This is a genomic window from Salipaludibacillus sp. HK11 (genome assembly GCF_047795645.1).
Classification (GTDB): Bacteria; Bacillota; Bacilli; order Bacillales; family Salisediminibacteriaceae; genus Salipaludibacillus.
The window spans coordinates 1214562-1235522 of the sequence record NZ_CP181045.1 but is presented as its reverse complement, the minus strand read 5'-3'; the positions used below and the strand labels follow the sequence as shown (position 1 = coordinate 1235522).

The 20961-nt window shown below is 37.1% G+C and carries 18 protein-coding genes; 2 read left to right on the top strand and 16 right to left on the bottom strand.

All coding sequences use genetic code 11. The features are described from left to right. Positions 1-62 precede the first annotated feature (62 nt). Both ACM26V_RS06145 and ACM26V_RS06140 read right to left on the bottom strand, forming a co-directional pair. On the bottom strand, positions 63-803 hold the full coding sequence (locus ACM26V_RS06145; protein ID WP_416150549.1) for a site-specific integrase: 741 nt from the start codon (positions 801-803) through the stop codon (positions 63-65). 459 nt (positions 804-1262) lie between these two features. Next, positions 1263-1784 carry a topology modulation protein gene (locus ACM26V_RS06140; protein WP_416150548.1) on the bottom strand — a complete coding sequence of 174 codons (522 nt, stop codon included), beginning with the start codon at positions 1782-1784 and terminating at the stop codon, positions 1263-1265. A 131-nt stretch (positions 1785-1915) separates the two neighbouring features. Between ACM26V_RS06140 and ACM26V_RS06135 the strand changes: the two genes are divergently transcribed. Continuing rightward, positions 1916-2623, top strand: a complete 708-nt coding sequence (locus ACM26V_RS06135; protein ID WP_416150547.1) for a hypothetical protein — start codon at positions 1916-1918, stop codon at positions 2621-2623. Between the two features lie 96 nt (positions 2624-2719). After that, positions 2720-3115, top strand: coding sequence for a thiol-disulfide oxidoreductase DCC family protein (locus tag ACM26V_RS06130; RefSeq protein ID WP_416150546.1), 396 nt, complete (start codon positions 2720-2722; stop codon positions 3113-3115). 9 nt (positions 3116-3124) lie between these two features. Here the strand turns inward: ACM26V_RS06130 and ACM26V_RS06125 are convergent, their stop codons facing one another. The 14 genes from ACM26V_RS06125 to argC form a co-directional block, all read right to left on the bottom strand. Beyond that, entirely contained in the window at positions 3125-3973 is an 849-nt protein-coding gene (locus ACM26V_RS06125) for a cobalamin-binding protein (RefSeq protein ID WP_416150545.1), read from the bottom strand. Between the two features lie 221 nt (positions 3974-4194). Next, entirely contained in the window at positions 4195-5079 is an 885-nt protein-coding gene (locus ACM26V_RS06120) for a 5'-3' exonuclease (RefSeq protein ID WP_416150544.1), read from the bottom strand. Continuing rightward, entirely contained in the window at positions 5076-5603 is a 528-nt protein-coding gene (locus tag ACM26V_RS06115) for a DNA-deoxyinosine glycosylase (RefSeq protein WP_416150543.1), read from the bottom strand. The genes ACM26V_RS06120 and ACM26V_RS06115 overlap by 4 nt, the downstream gene beginning before the upstream one ends. Continuing rightward, positions 5600-6088, bottom strand: coding sequence for a DUF6884 domain-containing protein (locus ACM26V_RS06110; RefSeq protein WP_416150542.1), 489 nt, complete (start codon positions 6086-6088; stop codon positions 5600-5602). The genes ACM26V_RS06115 and ACM26V_RS06110 overlap by 4 nt, the downstream gene beginning before the upstream one ends. 844 nt (positions 6089-6932) lie before the next feature. After that, positions 6933-8009 (bottom strand): branched-chain amino acid aminotransferase, encoded by a 1077-nt coding sequence (locus tag ACM26V_RS06105; protein WP_416150541.1) that lies wholly within the window; start codon positions 8007-8009, stop codon positions 6933-6935. Positions 8010-8201: 192 nt separating this feature from the next. Next, complete coding sequence (gene argH / locus ACM26V_RS06100; RefSeq protein ID WP_416150540.1) at positions 8202-9572, bottom strand: argininosuccinate lyase; 1371 nt, start codon at positions 9570-9572, stop codon at positions 8202-8204. A 246-nt stretch (positions 9573-9818) separates the two neighbouring features. Next, positions 9819-11039, bottom strand: coding sequence for an argininosuccinate synthase (locus ACM26V_RS06095; RefSeq protein ID WP_416150539.1), 1221 nt, complete (start codon positions 11037-11039; stop codon positions 9819-9821). A gap of 72 nt (positions 11040-11111) precedes the next feature. Next, complete coding sequence (gene argF / locus ACM26V_RS06090) at positions 11112-12080, bottom strand: ornithine carbamoyltransferase (protein ID WP_416150538.1); 969 nt, start codon at positions 12078-12080, stop codon at positions 11112-11114. Beyond that, complete coding sequence (carB, locus tag ACM26V_RS06085; RefSeq protein ID WP_416150537.1) at positions 12068-15325, bottom strand: carbamoyl-phosphate synthase (glutamine-hydrolyzing) large subunit; 3258 nt, start codon at positions 15323-15325, stop codon at positions 12068-12070. The genes argF and carB overlap by 13 nt, the downstream gene beginning before the upstream one ends. Then, positions 15304-16398 carry a carbamoyl phosphate synthase small subunit gene (locus ACM26V_RS06080; RefSeq protein WP_416150536.1) on the bottom strand — a complete coding sequence of 365 codons (1095 nt, stop codon included), beginning with the start codon at positions 16396-16398 and terminating at the stop codon, positions 15304-15306. The genes carB and ACM26V_RS06080 overlap by 22 nt, the downstream gene beginning before the upstream one ends. After that, complete coding sequence (locus tag ACM26V_RS06075; RefSeq protein WP_416150535.1) at positions 16398-17606, bottom strand: aspartate aminotransferase family protein; 1209 nt, start codon at positions 17604-17606, stop codon at positions 16398-16400. Before ACM26V_RS06075 ends, ACM26V_RS06080 begins: the two co-directional genes overlap by 1 nt. After that, the gene (argB, locus tag ACM26V_RS06070) at positions 17599-18393 is read right to left on the bottom strand and encodes an acetylglutamate kinase (RefSeq protein WP_416150534.1); all 795 of its coding nucleotides are present in this window, start codon (positions 18391-18393) and stop codon (positions 17599-17601) included. The genes ACM26V_RS06075 and argB overlap by 8 nt, the downstream gene beginning before the upstream one ends. Positions 18394-18406: 13 nt before the next feature. Next, a complete protein-coding gene (gene argJ / locus ACM26V_RS06065; RefSeq protein ID WP_416150533.1) occupies positions 18407-19633 on the bottom strand; it encodes a bifunctional glutamate N-acetyltransferase/amino-acid acetyltransferase ArgJ in 1227 nt (408 codons plus the stop codon). 49 nt (positions 19634-19682) lie between these two features. Continuing rightward, complete coding sequence (gene argC / locus ACM26V_RS06060; protein WP_416150532.1) at positions 19683-20732, bottom strand: N-acetyl-gamma-glutamyl-phosphate reductase; 1050 nt, start codon at positions 20730-20732, stop codon at positions 19683-19685. Positions 20733-20961 lie beyond the last annotated feature (229 nt).

Sequence of the window (20961 nt, the reverse complement as noted above, 5' to 3'; positions counted from 1 at the left end):
AGTGTAAATATTCTTTTAGCTCTCCCACACTTCAAGCAACAGAAAAGAGTGCACTGGCTAGTTCACAAGCTGAAGTCATCAATCGCGTCATCAATTTCTTCTTGGGAGATACCGATATATTTTAACGTAACGCTTTGTGACGAATGATTAAATATTTTTTGCAGCATCGACGCATCATTGTATTTTTTGTAAAAATGATACCCGAATGTTTTTCGCATTGTGTGCGTCCCTACATACTCCGCCCCCGCTTCTTCAGCAGCATCCTTTAGAATTTTATACGCTCTATCCCGTTGTATCGGCTGTTTTGTCATGCGAGATGCAAACAAGTATTCCTCTTCACTCATGCCAATCGTGTAGTCAGATATGTACTCACGAATTTCACGATTAAGCGGAAATCGTTTCGGTTTATTTGTTTTCTCTTCAATTATATTTATGTATCTTTTACTACGTACATCCCCTACCTTCAAAGGAAGGATATCGCCTACACGAAGTCCTGTATTTAACCCAAGCAGAAACATGAAATAATCCCTGTATGAGCGCGCACGCAAAATTTGTTTAATTTGTTCAATCGTTCTTTTTTCTCGAATCGGTTCAACTGTTCTAGGAGTCATTGCGATTAACGCTTGGAAATCAGATTTCATATTTAACGGTCGCTTCCCTTTTAATTTCATTTCATTAAGTCGTTTCATTCGATGTTTCGTTTGATGTAGTCCAAATCTATCTGTCATTTTTTTAAATTCTCTTTCTGTCAGACGAATATATTCAGCGTAATTTTTCTTTTCTCGTTCACTAGCTATGTTCATGATATGCTTCCTTCCTATAATAAGTCTATCATTAAGTTTAACATACAAATACCCTCATTTAGTATTTTTATATTTGATTATCCAAATCAATAATTCTTCCAAAGAAACAGTACTCAACACGTTGGTATATCTATGTTTTTGGCCATTAAATTTGCTTTAATTTTAATTATAAGAATACAAAATGAGTATTTTGTATTCTTAGGTATTGTAGTCTTATTTAGAACAAGTGTTCCCGAACTCGGGAAAGGGCACTTTTCTTATGAAATATCCGATTACATTTACATTTTTCACAGAAAATTATCTGAAAGAGGACCAATTAAATTGGCCCTCTCTGAAAATCGTTTTATGTAGTTAATTTGATGAATTGAATCAATGATGAACTATGAGTCAAGAATAGAATTTAAATCGATTAGAAAGCGAATAATGAACCTTGTTTTATGGTGATAAAGAATGAAACGATTAATTGTTGAGATTCTTAGTATAATTTGAAATTTCCCTTTTATTTGTCAATCGATATACTGTTCGGTTTTTACTAGATTGTTCGAATTCTGTTAATCTAATGCTCATCGTTTTTTTTCGTTCGTAATATGTTTTTATTATAAAACTCAAAAATACCCAGTCCATTTTTTCAGGACACCCCTCCCCCATGTCATCTCGATTGTTCCCAATGTTACTCAACCATCTTTTTAACACACGATACAAACAAACACTGAGAGGAAGTTCGAGATAAATAATGGTATCTGCTTTATCCGCTCTTATTTCAAAGGTAGATCCGTAATTCCCTTCAATTATCCAATTGTCTTGCTTAACAAGAGATAATTGAATGTTGGCAAATATCTCTGGAGGAGCTTCTATCCATCCTGGTTCCCAAAAATATCGATCTAGATGATATACCGGTATAGATAAATTTTCACTTAGCTTTTTCGCAAACGTCGACTTTCCAACTCCGGCGGAAACTCCAACAACCATTATTTTATTCATAGGATTCCTCCTCATACTTGTCTATCAACAAATTCTACCATTTTTCCTTTTAGATGAAATCTATCATTATTTGCTGTAAGATTAGGTTTTAACCAGATATTTCACTAACTGATAGGAGATTATATTTTATTATGACTTTAGCTGCATTTTTAACTGGCCTTGTCTTCATTACGATACATCTATTAGCTAATACTATATTGCCAACAGGTACTCTACAAAAAATTCGTTGGTTCTCATTTTCGGGTGGGTTAGCCGTATCTTATGTATTTGTATACGTTCTTCCTTCTCTCCATTTAGAGCAGCAAAATATCGAATTTTTTCGAGATTTGCCTATGGAGTCAGAGGTTTATTTCATTGGATTACTGGGTGTAATTATGTTTTATGGTAGTCAGCTTTTTGCTCGTCAAAATTCAAAGGATACATCCGGTTCCTTTTGGCTTCAAATATCATTCTATGGAGTATATAATATGCTTGTGGCATATATCGTTATCTCTTCAGATGTATCAGGCGTTCAAGCTGTATTCTATAGTTTAGCTATTGGCCTTCACTTTATTGCAGTTGCTCATGATATGTGGCGAGAATTTGCCGACAAATACAACAAAGTTGGAAGGTTTGTTTTAGCATTAGGGATTGTTTTTGGCTGGATAATAGGGATGACAGTGGAATTTTCTGCGCTCGTTCAAACGATTATTTTCGCATTTATTTCAGGAGCGATGATTTTAAATGTCTTTAAATATGAACTCCCCCAAGACGGGGAAGCACATTTCCCAACTTTTACTGTTGGGGTCGTCTCTTATACAGCACTAACGCTATCATTAAAGTTCTTCTTTGAATGGTAAGCGAAGTGGATGTACTTAGCATGTTTAAGCAATTGAGGAAATATCGATGAACAGTTATGCTAATAATTGATTGAAAACAAGAAGGGAATGACGTCTATGAGCGATATTATACTTTTTGATGGTGTATGTAATATGTGCACAGGAAGCGTACAATTTATCATAAAACGAGATGCGAAACAAACGTTCTTATTCTCTTCGTTACAGAGCGAAGTTGGTCAGGAGTTATTAAGAAAGCATAACGTCCCTAAGCAGATCGATAGCCTCGTTTTAATCAAAGCGAACGGCCGTGTTTTTTATAAATCATCAGCCGCCCTTCGTATAGCAGGACAACTAAAAGGCGGCTGGAAATTATTCGCTATATTCTTAGTTGTTCCACCATTTGTCAGAAATCCTTTTTACCAAATTATTGCCGGAAATCGATATAAATGGTTTGGTAAAAAGGCTGAGTGCATGTTGCCAACTACGGAGCAAAAGGAACGTTTTTTAGACTAATTAAGTGGTTCAAGTAACTTTGGTATCATAGTCTTCCGCTGACATTGACATGGGATCGAATCCTTCTGAATATGTCGGATAAATAGTTGGATGTAGAATCGATGCGATCTTCATTAGCCCTATTAGTAATCTAGGTGAAGGCCTGCAATAATGTGGTTCATCTAGGATATATAAGTCATTATTCTTTAAAGCAGACATCTCCTGCCAATTTGGGCGTTTTTCAATAACTTTTCGCTTTACCTTATCTTTATGAACACCAACCCAAACAACACCGATTACATCAGGATCACGCGAGTATACATCTTCCCAATCGGTTTTTACACTTGCTTGATCTTGATCCGCAAAGACGTTCACACCACCAGCAAGTTCGGTTAGTTCTGTCAACCAGTTTTGTTTTCCTGGAGTAAATACAGGTTTTGCCCACCATTCCCAGTAAACTGATTTACGCGTTTGTACTTGCTCACTCAGTTTTTTATACTTTTCAAGCCAACTGTAAAATCGATCGTGTGCTTCTAAGCCTATTTCACGTTTCTCCGCTTGTTCGCCAAGCCATAATAATTGCTTTCCGATCCCTGATAAAGTTTTAGCTTTTGGAACAATCACATAAGGAAGGTCATATTCTTTTAAGGCTTCGATATTCTTTTCCATGCCTGGCACCGTTAGGGAAGCTAATACTAGATCTGGTTTTAACGCAGCAACTTTATCCATGTCAATCGACAGATCCGAACCCAATCTTGGCAATTCATTTAATGTTTCTTCCGGCCAGTCAGAATAGTTATCGACACCGACGAGAAACTCTCCTAATCCAGCATAAACTGCTAGTTCCGTGTTACTCGGACATATGGACACTAAACGCATCGAATTCCTCCTACTGTTTTTTTCTTAACACTTTTCTTTCTGCTTGTGGAACACATTGAAAGCAGACCTTTATTTCTTCTCCTTGTTCGTTCAAATATGTTGTAGGACTTCGTAATTTCCCTCTACAAAAATGACACTCTCTCTTTTTTGTAAGCCAAGAAAACATTACACCCATCCTTTCAGAAAAGTTATTTTCTTTTGCAATTTTTGAGATTGATAGTTTATTTTAATTTCACACGAATGCCTTGCTCATTCATTTCTTGTAATACAACATCTTCTTCCCAAGTAATTTTCAATAATTCTGTATCTGTCTTATTAACCTCATCAATATCGGTAATAATTTCAGACAATTCTCTGCTTATCCAAGTGGACTCTTCTCCTTCACGGAGTTTTTTCTTATATCGATTAAAAGCAGGGTCTAACTCATCAATATTTTTAAACACTTGTTTAAGATTTCCGTATTGCCTGATTAAAGGTAATGCAGATTTCTCGCCAACTCCCGGACATCCAGGGATATTATCACTCGAATCTCCTAATAATGCTTTGACATCAACCCATTGAGAAGGAAGAACCTCAAATTCCTCTTGAAAACTCGCTGAAGAATAAACAATTTCTTGTCGCTTTTTCGATAATATTTGCGAAGTCGTTGAATTTAACAGCTGAAATAAATCCCGATCATTACTGCAAATGTACGTTTGACCTAACTCGTTATTGTGCCACAAAGTTGAAAATGCTCCTATTATATCATCGGCTTCAAAACCAGGAACGGCAATTTGATGAACCTCAAGTTTATCAAGAAGCTGCATCGTTAAATGATATTGTTCAATTAACGGCTCAGGCAAATCGTTTCGCTGAGCTTTATAAAAAGCATATTTTTGGTTGCGAGAAGTGTCCTCTCTTTTGCCATCCCAAGCAACTGATATATGAGTTACATCGTAATTTCGAGTCAACTGAAATAATTTTTGAAAAAAAACGCGAGTCGCATTGATATACTCGCCTTTGTCATTTTTAGATAGTTGCTCATCACTTTTTCCATAAGCCGTCGCAAAATAGCCACGGCTTAATAAATTAAATCCATCTATAAGTAATAACGTGTGGTTGCTCAAGGTTGTTTCTCTCCTGTCATGGTTAAATATTCTTTGATTACATGCCATGATTCTACTTTTTCAGCAAATGATTTTACATTTTTCCCTGGAACAGGGCTAGTGGATGGTAGTTTTGTATAAGCTATATTAGGTATTGGTTGCTTTTTTAAGTATGTTTGAAAAGATTGAAATGCTTTCGTACCATTTAAGCCGATGCCTTGAATCGTTGGAAAGAGTTTGATGAGGTTAGTTAAATCATTCATCTTTTCTCTACGAATTGCTGAATCGAGACTACCTTCTCGTTCACAAGTAGCAATCACATCCCACAAAGCTATCTTTTTTTCTTTCAAAAAAGCACATTTCTCTTCGTAACTCACCTCTGTTAAGTCAGAATCCAACAATTCACTCAAAATTGCCCAAAAGTGGTTACGGGGATTCCCATAATACTGTTGCGTTTCAAGAGACTGTTTTCCAGGCATTGATCCTAAAATCAACACTTTTGCCCCTGGTGCTATAATCGGTTCCATTGAAGCAATGTTTGTCATTGCTTCAGTCTCTCCATCTTACTACGGTTGTCATGCAATGGACTATTGCGTTCTACTGCACGCTTTAACTCTCGTTGCATAAAACCGATGCCGTCACAATCCAAAAGCGGAAAGTTTAATTCAACATTTGCCGGGAGCGTTTGATCAAGAATAGGAAAATATTTACTCCCTGTTAAAACAACAAACCTTTCATATTTATCTAATCCCTTGGTTTTCAGTTGTGCTTTTAACTCTTCCACGCTAATGACTTCTTTAGATTTCATCGAAAAACTTAAATCATATAGTTCATCAACGACATCATCAGGGCGTAAAAATCCGTGTTTCGCAGATAAAATTAAGTATTCATCGAAAAACTTTGTTGCATAAGCTTTCGATAAGCGGTGGAAAGTTCCAATATATGCTTCTCCAGCGCGGACCTCTCCTAAGTTTGGTTCCTTATCCCATATTTTCTTATTACCACATGGTATGATACATATTTCCTTCATTTAAATTCTCTCCTCAACACTAAACTTATCGTTCTATCGTATCATAAGAGGACATATTAGAAAACGTTGATGATCTAAATATCTTGTTGTTAGAATATTCAACATTTCTATTTAGGGAAAAAATCAGTTCACACTACCTGTATATAATTATGTAGTAATCTTCTGTCAATCGAAAAGACGTTTTTCATTTAAATTTAACCAAGTTACGTGTAAAGTATGAAGAAAGTAAATTACGAGGAGAATGTATGATGAAAGTAACGGAAGAAGCTTTATCTTTTTTAGACAAATTATTGACTAAGCAAGGAAAAAACACAGTTATCATTGGTTACAAAAAAAACAAACGATGAGGATCTTCAGACTTTCGGTTAACTCTGGACGAGTTGCCTCATTCACAAATCAGCGAAACACATGGTGATATGTCATTCTATATTGACGATTCTGCGAAGTCACATAGTCACCGTTTATCAATATCTATGATTGATGGACGCCTAATTTTAAAAGACATTAATTAATAATGAACACTCCATGTTTTCGTACTCTATTTCATTGGAGGTCCACATGGAATTAAAACCAAGTCCCTACCCTATTCGTTTTGGGTTATCAGTCGCGTTCAGTTCCGCTGCGCCTCCATCATTGTTTTAAGTATGTTCATAACAGGTACCATTCATTGGTTTGCGACCATTGGTGTCTTTATTGTCTCTTTAATTGTCATTCAGATGATTAATCAGCTAATAAAAAAGAATGTAGACAAAGAGTGATCCTTCATGTGTCATTCTTTTCATAAATGCTAATCTTTTAATACAAAAGAGGCTATCACCAAAAATTTTTTGGGACAGCCTCTTAATTAATATTCTACTTTTTCAGTCCATCCAAACGGATCTGGAAGCTTCCCTGTTTGGATACCTGTAATTGTTGTATAAAGAGACTTCGTTAATTCTCCAGTTTGCCTACCATTGATAATCATCGTTTCATCTTCTAAGCTAAGTTCTCCAATTGGTGATACGACTGCAGCTGTTCCTGCCCCAAATGCTTCTTCTAACAAGCCGTCATGATACGCTTGGCGCAATTCATCCAAAGAAATTTTTCGTTCCACTACGTCGACTTTCCAATCTTTTAATAGCTGAATAATTGATTTTCTTGTTACCCCTTCTAATATGCTATCATTTAGTTCGGGGGTAACAACTTGACCGTTGATTTTGAAAAATATATTCATACTTCCCACTTCTTCTATATACTTCTTTTCAACTCCATCAAGCCACATTACTTGAGCATGCCCTTGATCGGCAGCTTTCTTCTGAGCGTTGTACCCTCCAGAGTAGTTTCCACCTGTTTTAGCTGTTCCTGTTCCCCCACGGACAGCTCTTGTGAAATGGTGTTCCACCTGAATGCTTACTGGATGAATTCCTTCAGGATAATAAGAACCAACAGGGGATAGGATAATCATCAACTTATAATTTTTTGAAGGAGCTACCGATAAACTTGATTCTGTCGCTATGATCAACGGACGTATATATAGTGATGTCCCTTCAGCGGTAGGAATCCAATCTTTTTCTAATATGAGTAGTCGTTTTAAATAACTTAAAATTAGTTCTTCACTAATCGGAGGAATACTTAAACGATTATTTGAACGGTTTAATCGTTTCAAATTTTCTTCCGGACGAAATAATTGAATATTACCATCCGTGTTAATATAAGCTTTCAACCCTTCGAAAACGGATTGACCATAATGGAAGACCATCGCAGCTGGTTCTAGCGAAATTGGCGCATATGGGATAATCTGCGGTTGGAACCATCCTTTTTCACTCGAAAAGTCCATTGTAAACATGTGGTCTGTAAAAACTTTACCAAACTGAAGACTGTCAGGATTCGGTTTCGGTTTCTTCTCTACGTTTTCTATTACTTCTAGTTGCACTTCAATCATATATCAACCACTCCTCTAGATAATTCTAATACAAAAACGCTAGAAATATCGCCTTTCCAGCGCTTAAGTAATTGTTCTTCTTGCTCATTGTTCAGAGCAAATGTCATTATAAAAATAGTTATGGAGTTTCGTGTAGACTCATCACTTTACCGCGTTAATGTAATCATTATATCATAGTCATGTTTAAAAATGTCACAACATTTTCTCAGCTAGCTTAAGCTGTTCTCTCACTTGTTGTTGGGAAGTTCCCCCATAACTATGACGGTTAGCAACGACTTGCTCTGGAGCTAATACGCTATAAATGTCCTCTTCAAAATGATCACTAAATTTTTTATACTCCTCCATCGTTAAATCAAGCAAAAATTTCCCATTATCAATGCCATAAAGGACTATTTTGCCGATTATTTCGTGAGATTGACGGAAAGGGACTCCTTTTGTAACGAGGTAATCTGCAATGTCAGTTGCATTTGAATAGTCTTCTGATACAGCTTTTTTCATATTATCTTTTTTTACAGTCATCGTTTCAATCATAGGCGCAAGCATCATTAAAGATGCTTCCAGTGTTTCAACAGTATCAAACATTCCTTCTTTATCTTCTTGCATATCTTTATTATAAGCGAGTGGTAAGCCTTTAAGTACCGTTAACAATCCCATTAAGTTTCCGTAAACACGTCCTGTTTTCGCACGAAGTAATTCAGGGACATCAGGATTCTTCTTCTGCGGCATAATACTTGAACCGGTACAAAACGAATCATCTAATTCAATAAATTGAAATTCTTGGCTACTCCAAATCACTAATTCTTCTGCTAATCTGGAAATGTGCATCATCATGATCGATGATGCTGACATAAATTCAAGAATAAAATCACGGTCACTAACTGCATCCATGCTGTTAGGATAAACATAGTCAAAACCAAGTTCCTTTGCTACTTGGTGTCTGTCAATTGGAAACGTCGTTCCAGCTAATGCTCCTGCACCAAGTGGTGAACCACTGACCCGCTTTAAGCTGTCAAAAAGACGCTCTTTATCTCGCTGTAACATCCAAAAGTAAGTCAATAAGTGATGAGCAAAAGAGATTGGTTGAGCACGTTGCAAGTGAGTGTACCCAGGTAAGATCGTATCAACGTGTTCTGATGATAAGTTCAACACAGCTTGTTGCGTAGCTTCTACAAGCTCAATAATATCTTCTGTATGTTTTTTCAAGTATAAATGCATGTCTGTAGCTACTTGATCATTTCGACTCCGACCTGTATGAAGTTTACCACCTAAAGGACCAATTTCGTCTATTAGAAATTTTTCAATATTCATATGTATATCTTCATGTTCGATAGAGAAAGCCAATTTTCCCTCTTCAAGTTTTTGTTGAACTATTTTAAGACCTTTACTAATTTCTCCCGCTTCCTCTTTAGTTAACGTTCCAGTAGTTGCGAGCATATTAACATGAGCAAGACTGCCTTTAATGTCCTCATTAGCTAGTTTTTGATCAAATGAAATAGAAGCCGTTTCTTTTTCGACTAATTTATTCGTGTCCTTTGTAAATCTTCCGCCCCAAAGCTTTGACATCCACGTTACCCCCTAAGTTTTTGGCGTTATGATATAACAATGTTGATAGTTTCAGAGCCTTCCGCGAGACAAGTGGGCTTTCGATTCCAACATCACGGTAATTCCATAAACATACCAGCAAACATATTGAATAACGCCTTGTTTTGCAAACAGTTATCACCGTCAAGGCCAATCTAGTCCTCGACGGTGATCATTGATCTTTCATTTTTGTTTCAGTATCATATGCTTTCTTATCATGATACTATACTAATTGTTTTTATTCACCAATTCCGGCTTTTTTTTATTTATTTGAGAATACGTTTTTGTTGAGAGTCCCCAAAGTTTAATAAATCCAACTGCTGCATTGTGATCAAACGCATCTCCTTTAGAATAAGTTGCTAATTCTTCATTGTACAAGCTATTATCTGAGTGTCTAGCTACAACCATTTGCGTACCTTTCCATAACTTCACTTTCACTTTACCATTAACATTTTTTTGTGTTTCATCAACAAAACCTTCTAACGCATTCTTTAATGGTGAATACCATAAACCATCATAAACGAGTTGAGTCATCTTTTGATCGATAGTTGTTTTGAATTGAGATACTTCTTTTGGAAGTGTTAAGAATTCTAATTCTTTATGTGCATTTATTAAGATAAGTGCGCCTGGATTTTCATACACTTCTCTCGCTTTGATTCCAACTAATCTATTTTCAATATGGTCGATTCGGCCAAACCCGTGTTTTCCACCAATTTGATTAAGTTCTTGAATAATTTTGACCATTGACTTAGATTCACCATTCAATGAAACTGGCTTTCCTTCTTTGAATTCAATTTCAACATACTCAGGGTCATCTGGCGTATCAGCAATCGAGGCAGTCCAGTCAAAAGCTTCTTCTGGTGCTTCTTTCCAAGTATCCTCTAGCACTCCTGCTTCACATGCTCTTCCCCAAATATTTGCGTCAATCGAATAAGGCTTTTCTAAGTTCACTGGTACTGGAATATTTTTTTGCTTTGCATATTCAATCTCTTCATCTCGGTTCATTCCCCACTCACGAACGGGAGCTATAACTTCCAAATCAGGATTTAACGCTTGAATCGACACTTCAAAACGAACTTGGTCATTCCCTTTTCCTGTGCATCCGTGTGCAACAGCGACTGCCCCTTCTTGTTCTGCTACTTCTACTAATAACTTTGAAATAAGCGGTCTAGATAGCGCAGAGGAAAGTGGGTATTTTCCTTCATACATACAGTTAGCTTTCAATGCAGGAAGAAGGTACTCTTCTGCTAAGAGTTCTTTAGCATCAATAATGACCGCTTTGTCAGCCCCAACTTCTAACGCTTTTTGTTTGATTGCTTCCAAGTCTTTTCCTTCTCCGATCTCTAGACCAAGTGCAATCACATCGTAACCTAAATCTTGTAACCATTTAATAGAAACGGAAGTATCTAAACCTCCTGAATAAGCTAAAACAACTTTTCCTTTACTCATTTATAATCTCTCCTTAGAAGTAGTATTTTTATCTATCCTAACGTATTTTTATGCATATGTCTATAAAAAATTTTATTTTCCCATGATTTTTTTTAACAGAGCTTTTTGTGCGTGAAGTCTATTTTCTGCTTCATCAAATACAATAGAGTGAGGACCATCAATGATTTCAGCGGTAACTTCTTCTTCTCGGTGAACTGGTAGGCAATGTAAGAAGATAAAATCTTCGTTTGCATATTCTGTTAGTTGTTTATTTACTTGATAGGGAGCTAAAACCTTCTTTCTTTGTTCTTGTTCATCTTCTTGCCCCATACTCGCCCAAACGTCAGTGACAATTACATCTGCATTCATTACTGCAGAAACAGGATCAGAATGTAATGATAGTTCAGCGCCATTGGCGTTTGCAATTTTACTCGCCTCGTCGAAAATTTCCTGATTCGGCTCATATCCGCTTGGACTAGCTACAGCCATATCCATTCCTACTAAGGCGGCACCTTCTAATAAGGAATGAGTCATGTTATTATCCCCGTCACCTAAATAAGCTAATTTGAGGCCTTTTAGCGTTCCTTTAGTTTCATAAATCGTCATTAGATCTGCTAATACTTGCGTCGGATGATGTGGATCTGTTAACCCATTTATAATAGGAACGGAAGACGTTTCGGCAAATTCTTCGATCGTCGCATGATCAAAAGTTCGAATCATCAAGCAATCTAAGTAGCGCGATAACACTTTGGCAGTATCCGAAACTGTTTCTCCTCTGCCTAACTGGATATCTTTCGAACTTAAGAATAACGCATGACCACCTAACTGCATCATTCCAACTTCGAAAGAAACGCGCGTTCTTGTAGACGACTTTTCAAATATCATTCCTAATGTTTTTCCTTGCAAATGTGGATGAGGAATTCCTGCCTTTAGTTCTTTTTTCAAAACTATCGCATCTTTAATTAAGTTGATGATTTCTTCCCTAGTCAAATCGGAAATTGTCAACAGGTGGTCTGTTTTTAATCTCCACTCGTTACTGTTCAACGTTTTTACATCTCCCATCCTGCGTACACCTCTTTATTCGTTTCAATTTTTTTTACATATTCGTTAAGAGCTCGTGGTGTCTCGTCCATTCTATCACCACGTACCCAACCAAGCACAGCAGTTATCGTTTCAAGACTAGTAAAGTATGGAACTTGATACTTTACAGACAGTTCACGAATATAAAAACCAATTTTTTCTTTCTCTCTTCCTTGATTAGGAATATTGAGAACCATATTAGGTGGAGTTTCTTTCCAATACAACGTTAAATCTTGTTTATTTTTAACCATTGTTTTTGCCTGAATTCCCTGTGTTTTCAAAAATTCCGCTGTTCCTGTTGTCGCGGTTATTTCAGCTCCTGATTCACAAAATTGTTTAATAATAGAGACACTTTCTTGCTTCATTCGATCAGATACTGAAACAAATAGCTGTAAGGGTTGATCCGATACGTTTTTTGTATAACCAGCGAAAGAAGATATTTTTTTCAAAGCTTCATTTTTTGTTAGACCCATACCGATTATTTCACCGGTAGATTTCATTTCTGGACCGAGTACATGGTCTACGCCTTTTAATTTTGAAGCGGAAAAGATCGGTGCCTTCACTGTGTAATATGTCGGATCATTCATCAAACCTTTATGAGATGTTAAATCTCCAAGAGGCATTCCATTTTGCACCATGACAGCCCATTCAATCATTGGAACTCCAGTTACTTTACTTATAATTGGTACCGTTCGCGACGATCTTGGGTTCACTTCAAGAACATGAACAATATCATTGTGTACGACGAATTGAATATTCATAATGCCAATTACAGGAACCGCTTTGGCTATTAAATTCGTTTGTCTCATCATTTCTTGTTTTATCTTCTCGCTTAACGAAATTGGTGGGAAAACGGTCATACTATCGCCTGAATGAACACCAGCTTTTTCTAAGTGTTCAAAAATACCAGGGACAAGAATGTCTTTCCCGTCACTTATCACGTCAACTTCGCATTCAAGACCAGGAACATATTGATCTATCAATAAAGGCCAACAGCGATCATTTGTATCTTCTTGCACTCTAAGTGCATATTGATGCAATTCTTTTTCGTTGTAACAGATAAACATCGATTGCCCACCGATAACGTAAGATGGTCTTATTAGAACAGGATACCCAATTGAAGAAGCTAACTGATCTAATTCTTCTGGTGTATGTGCCATATCCCCCGCAATATGAGGTATGTTCAGCTCGTTTAATAGTTGATAAAACAGCTCTCTGTCTTCAATTTGATCGATATGATCGGGTGTCGTCCCTAAAATACGAATGCCTTCTTCTTGCAAAGTTTTAGCTAAATTAATTGCCGTTTGTCCTCCAAATTGAATGAGAACGGATTCTACTTGCTCTTTTTCTATCACAGCTAATACATCTTCAGCAGCTAACGGTTCAAAGTAAAGACGATCCGCAACGGAATAATCGGTACTAACCGTTTCAGGGTTATTATTAATTACGACAGCTTCGTATCCCATTTTTTTCACGGCTAATGCTGCATGAACGGAACAATAGTCGAATTCTACCCCTTGACCAATTCGTATTGGTCCTGAACCGAGTACTAGGATTTTTTTACGATCTGCATGAATTTCCACTTCGTCTTTTCCATGCCATGTTGAGTAGTAATATGGAGTGATTGCATCGAATTCTCCTGCACATGTATCAACTAATTTATAAGCAGGATGAATATCCATCCGTTTATATTCATTTCGTAATTCTTTTGATGAAATATGAAATAATTCCGCAATTCGTGCATCGCTTAAATTTAATTTTTTTGCTTTTAATAAATCACTTTTTGAAATATCTGACCATGCAATATTTGCCAACTCTTCTTCACAGTGAATAATACGCTCTATTTTTCGTAGAAACCAATAATCAATCTCTGTTTTTTCCATTAGTTCTTCCATTGGAATATCACGTACGAAAGCTTCAGCTAAAGCAAAAAGTCTTAAATCATTGGGGATTTCTAATAGCTTTGATAATTCTTCAGAAGACTTTTTCTTCATAGCAGGCCAATGAAGGCTATCAACATTGAGTTCAAGAGATCTTACCGCTTTGTTTAATGCACCTTCAAATGTTCGGTCAATCGCCATCACTTCTCCAGTCGCTTTCATTTGTGTTCCTAAAGTTCTGTCTGCTTCAGGAAATTTATCAAATGGAAACCGTGGAAGTTTCACGACAACATAATCTAATGCAGGCTCAAATGAAGCATACGTATTCCCTGTAATAGGATTGATAATTTCATCTAAAGGATATCCTATCGCACATTTTGCCGCAATTCTTGCAATCGGATATCCGGTTGCTTTAGATGCAAGTGCAGAAGAGCGACTCACTCGTGGATTGACTTCAATAATTGCGTACTCATTTGAAATTGGATTTAATGCGAACTGAATATTACAGCCTCCAACAACATCAAGCGCTCGAATTACTTTAAGTGATGCTGTACGAAGCATTTGGTATTGATGATCGTTTAACGTTTGTGAGGGAGCGACAACAATAGAATCACCTGTGTGAACGCCAACAGCGTCCATATTCTCCATGTTGCAAACGATCATACACGTATCATTGGCGTCTCTCATTACTTCGTATTCTACTTCTTTCCAGCCTTTAATGCTTTTCTCAACAAGGACTTGGTGAATTGGACTCAAAGTCAAACCTTGTTTCAAAATGGACAGAAACTCTTCGTGATCGTAAGCAAAGCCACCACCAGCGCCACCAAGTGTGTAGGCAGGACGAATGATGACTGGAAAACCTATTTCTTTAATGAAAGAGATTCCTTCGTCCATCGTTTCAATAATAGATGATTCAGGAATTGGTTCGTTTAATTCCATCATCAATTGACGGAATTGATCTCGGTCTTCTCCCTTTTGAATGGATGGAACAGATGTACCAAGTAGTTCAACATCATATTTTTCTAGTATTCCATGCTCAAACAGTTCGACAGTTAAGTTTAATCCAGTTTGGCCGCCAAGGCTACCGATCATCCCATCAGGTTTTTCTAATTTAATAATTTTCTCAAGTGTTTCGATGTTTAACGGTTCCATATATACACGGTCAGCAATCATCTCATCTGTCATGATTGTTGCAGGGTTGTTGTTAACTAAAACAACTTCAATGTCTTCTTCTTTTAATGCTAAACAAGCTTGAGTCCCTGCATAATCAAACTCTGCCGCTTGACCAATCACAATCGGTCCTGACCCGATTACAAGAACTTTTTTTAGATTATGACGCTTCCACATGTCTTTTTCCCTCCTGCTGCCAGCTGCTGAATAAATTGTTTAAAGATGTATTCTGTATCACTAGGACCTGGATGTCCTTCTGGATGAAATTGAACGGATTGAATTGGAAGATAGCGGTGTGACATTCCTTCAAGCGATCCATCATTAACATTCCGAAATTGAACTTGAAATGCCCCTTCATTTATCGATTCTTCTACAACGACATAGCCATGATTTTGTGATGTGATAGTAACTTTGCCAGTTATAATGTCTTTTACGGGGTGATTTCCACCACGATGACCGAAAGGCATCTTTTTCGTTTTTGCCCCATGGGCTAATGCGATCAATTGATGTCCTAAACAAATACCGAGAGTCGGATACTGTTCTGTTAATATTTTAATTGTGGAGAAATAAGCTCTCATTGACATTGGATCACCAGGGCCGTTGCTAAGTAGAATACCGTCTGGTTCCATATCTTGAATATCTTTAATAGCAGTGTCGTACGGTACAACAGTTACACGACATTGTTCGTTTAACAATGCATCAAGTATCGATTTTTTGTAACCAAAATCCATTAATACGACATGGAATCCTTCGTTTTCAAAAGTCTCTTGTTTTTTTACTGAAACGGAATCAACGAAATTTTCATCTTTGCTATCTTTCTTATCATCAAAATGGACTGCACCTTTTATATCATTTACAATTTTACCTCTTACGGTATGGTATTTTCGAATCGCAGAAACTAATTCGCGAGTATCGATATTTTTCAAACCAGGTATACCCTCATCCTTTAATTGATTAGCAAAGGATCTTGATGATTGATAATGGCTTGGTTCTTCACACAAATCGTTGACAATCACAGCGGAAACCGCGATTTTTTTCGATTCATGGTCTTGGTCATTCAATCCATAGTTACCAATAAGCGGATAACAAAAAGTTAGAATTTGTCCTGCATAGGAGGGATCGGTCATCATTTCTTGATAACCAGTCATACTCGTATTAAATACGACTTCCCCAGTGACTTCCTGAGAATCTCCAATCCATTCACCATTAAATATTTCTCCTGTTTCAAGTACAAGATAGCCCGTCGTCATTAGGACCCCTCCTCTAGTTGTGCCTTTAAGATGTCGTGTAAGATCGTTAAAAATTGGTCTATTTCTTTTTTTGATGTTGTCAACGGAGGTAGAATCCTCAGTACATCTGGCCCAGCCACAAGAGCTAGAACATGATGTTCACGGAGTGACGTAATAATCCCAGTCACTTCCCCATCAAATTGAATCCCTATAAGATATCCCTGACCTCGAACATCGATCATATTAGGAAGATCTTTCTTCCAAGATGATAATTCGCTGAAAATACGAGTGCTATTATTTTTCACATTTTTAAACAAATCACAGTTATTATCTAGCATTGTTTCTAACGTTGCTAACGCTGCAGTCATCGCAAGCGGATTGCCACCAAAGGTGCTTCCGTGCGTACCTGGTTGAAATGACTTTGCTGCGTGTTCTTTTGCTAGCATAGACCCTACTGGGAAACCAGAACCTAATCCTTTTGCTAACGTGATAATATCCGGTTCTATACCATACTGTTCATAGGCGAATAGCGTGCCTGTTCTGCCCATTCCTGTTTGCACTTCATCAATGATCAATAACATATCGTTTTCACGGCATTCATTTGCTATTGCTTTAACCCAATCCAATTTAGCAGGTCGAACGCCACCTTCACCTTGAATAAGTTCTAGAACTACAGCTGTAGTCTTGCCGTTATTTATTTTAGGAACGGATGTCAAATCGTTGTATGGTAAATAGCGAAATCCAGGGGTGATTGGTGAAAATCCTTGATGGATTTTTTCTTGTGCTGTTGCTGCCATCGTCGTTCCTGTTCGGCCATGGAATGAACCGCTGAAACTAACAATCTCAACCCTTTCAGAGTTCCCTTGATCTTTTGCGTATTTTTTAGCTAACTTAATAGCTGCTTCATTAGCTTCTGCTCCACTATTACAAAAGAACGCTTGATCAAAGCAACTCACTTCTTTTAATTTTTCAGCTAATGCTTGTTGTGCTGGAATTTCAAATAAATTTGAACAATGCCATAGTTGACTCAATTGTTCAGTTACTTTAGCATGAACTTGATCTGGAATATGACCGAGATTTAGTGTAGCAATACCAGATGTATAATCTAAATACTTCTGACCTTGGTCATCCCATACAAAGCTCGCTTTCCCCTTCGTCAATGTAAGAGGAAACCGTTTATACGTATCCATAACAGCCGAAGACGTATCCGTTTGTGTTAAATTAGTCATGATAACCCTCCTCATGAATCACTTTTGTTCCTGCTTGTTTTCCTTGAATGTAATTCAAAAGATCTTTCGGTTCACATCCATTTAAAATGACCGCTTCATCGACACCTGCTTCCAATACACTTAAAGCGGATTGTATCTTAGGGATCATTCCTCCTGTTATAACCTCTCTTTGAATCAAAGATTCTATCTGTGGTTTCGTCAATTGTGGATGAACAAAGGAATTCCCCTCTTTTTCTTCAATTACACCAGGTATATCGCTAATAAAAGCTAGTTTTGCATTTAGAGCAATCGCGATTGCTGCGGCTGCCATATCTGCATTAATGTTATATTTTTGTCCTTGTTGATCGATACCGATTGGAGAAATAATAGGAATAGATCCGTGATGGAACAGCGTCTGTAATAAATCTGTATTAACAGATTCAACTTTACCAACATAACCTAGTTTTGCATCGACAGGTGATGCATTCAAAAGCGATCCATCTACTCCACTTAATCCAATAGCAGTTCCGCCAGATCGCTGCACATGAGCGACAATGCGTTTATTTAATGAACCACTTAAGACCATTTCAACTACTTCCAAAACTTCGTTTGTTGTCATGCGCAGTCCATCCACAAAAGTTGACTCAACAGTCCATTTATTCAGCGCTTTCGTGATCTCTGGCCCACCACCATGAACAACAATTGGTTGACATACTTTATCTTGTTTTAGTTGAACTAGTGTTTTGTAAAATGAATCGGGTAATTTTTCAAGTACGCTTCCACCGAGTTTTAAAACGATAATATCCATGATAAGTTACTCCTTACGTCCGATAGGATGCATTGATCTTTACGTAATCATATGTGAGGTCACAACCCCAAGCCGTAGCTTCTGAATCTCCATCTTGCAAATCTATATGAATATTTACATGTTCATTTGATAAATAGTTTGTTCCCTCTTCTTCATCGAAGTCTACAGGTAGACCATTTTTCACAACAGAAATCGTTCCAAGTGAAACACTAACTTTATCTGGATCAACCGGTTGGTCACTGTATCCAACGGCGCATATAATTCGACCCCAGTTTGGATCAGCTCCATATACAGCCGCTTTCACTAAATTAGATGAAATCACTGCTTTCCCTACCTGACGTGCCGCTTGACTAGATGGTGCTCCAGATACAGTCACTTCAATTAATTTCGTAGCACCTTCACCATCTCGAGCAATTTGCTTAGACAATTCTTCACTTACCTTTTGCAATGCTTCAACAAACAATGACCATTGTGGATGATTTTCTGATAATTCGTTATTGTTTTGTTGCCCATTAGCTAACAGAAGAACTGTATCATTTGTGCTCGTATCACCATCTACTGTAATCATATTAAACGTTTGATTTGTGATCGTACGTAAAGCATTCTGGAGACTGTTTGGCTCCACATTTGCGTCAGTAGTTAAGTATGCAAGCATTGTAGCCATGTTGGGTTGAATCATTCCTGATCCTTTTGCTGCCCCGCCAATTGTAATTGACTTTCCATCGATATCGACTTTCACGGCCGTATGTTTCGTCTTAGTATCCGTCGTTAAAATCGCGTTTTCAAACCGCTCAACTGATTGATTATCAGCAATATCCATCGTCGTTATCGCTGATCCTATCTTATCCATTGGCAGAGTGACTCCAATGACACCTGTAGAAGCAACGGATACGAGATGTTCTTTAATTCCCATTTGTTTGGCGACAAGTTCTTGCGTTTTTAATGCATCAGTCATGCCTTGATCTCCAGTACAAGAATTAGCAATACCAGAGTTCACAACGATCGTTTGTAACTTCTGGTCAACCGCTATACTCTTCTTAGTGAGCTTTAATGGAGCTGCTTGAAAAGTATTTGTTGTATAAACACCAGCAGCATGTGCAGGTACGTTCGAGTGCAACCAACCAAAATCAAGTTTCGATTTTCTTATTCCACAGTGAACCCCTCCAGCAGTAAATCCGATTGGGCTCGTTACATGCCCTGTTTTAATCAATTGAATATTCGTTTTAGAACTGGTGAACATGATTAAAGCTCCTTTCTCTATTTGTTGTTAATTTATTATTAATCATTAATTATGGATATACTGGGACATGTTTTAATCCGTGCTCAATCGGCCATCCGTTCATCAGATTAGCATTCTGAATTGCTTGCCCTGCAGCCCCTTTAACAAGATTATCAATTGCAGCTATTACGACTAACTGGTTTGTTCTTTCATCAACATGAATACCAATATCACAGAAATTACTAGCGTAAACTTCTTTTGTTGCTGGAAATTTACCTAATGGTCTAACCCGAACAAATGGATGAGATTGATAAAACTTCGTATAAATGTCATGAACATCTTTTGCGCTAAAATCGCCAGTTAATTTTCCATACATCGTGCATAGAAGACCTCTAGTCATTGGAATTAAATGTGTTGTCATATTAATTTGTACTGGTCCTTTTGCTTCTTTTGTTAAATATTGTTCAATTTCTGGTATATGTTGATGTTGACCAATTTTGTATGGTTTAACATTTTCATTCGTCTCAGAGAAGTGAGTCATCAATGATTGTTTTCTACCAGCTCCTGATACTCCTGTTTTTCCATCGACAATAATTGAATCAGTTTCGATTAATTTTTCTTTAACTGCAGGAATTAGACCTAATAAACTTGCGGTGGCATAACATCCTGGGTTTGAGCAAATTGTCGTATTTTGAATGTCATCAGAATAAATTTCTGAAAGACCATATACAGCTTCATCTAATATATGCTGCGGTGCGGCTTCTCCACCGTACCAACTTAAATATTGTTGCCGGTCTGACAACCTTAAGTCACCAGACAGGTCTATACATTGAATTTCCGTATCAACAAACTGAGGAATGAGATCCTTTGCCACTCCAGCAGGCGTAGCGAAAAATACAACATCTATGTTTTGTTTGAGTTTAGAAAAATCAAAAGCTGTCAATGGCTCTTCTATAAAACTAGTAAGATGGGGGTAAAGTTCTTCTAAATCTTCTCCACTCTGTGATTGCGAGATGATCTGTGTTAATTGAAGGTGACTGTGTCTATCTAAGAACCTTATTAACTCTAAAGCTCCGTAACCAGTACCTCCAACAATTGCTACTTTTTTCAAGAAAATCATCGCCTTTCGTAATGTATGAATTATTCATTATTATACTCATAGATACATATATATGCAACATTTTTGTGAAAATAAGCGTAATTTTTTATACAGTAAATTGGAATCCTTACAAAATGAAGAGTAGTTAATTTGTTTTTTTGAACAAAAAAACAACAAGTATCATATATTTATTGATACTTGTTGCGAATATACGTTAACCACAATACTGAATACTATTAATAATAAATTA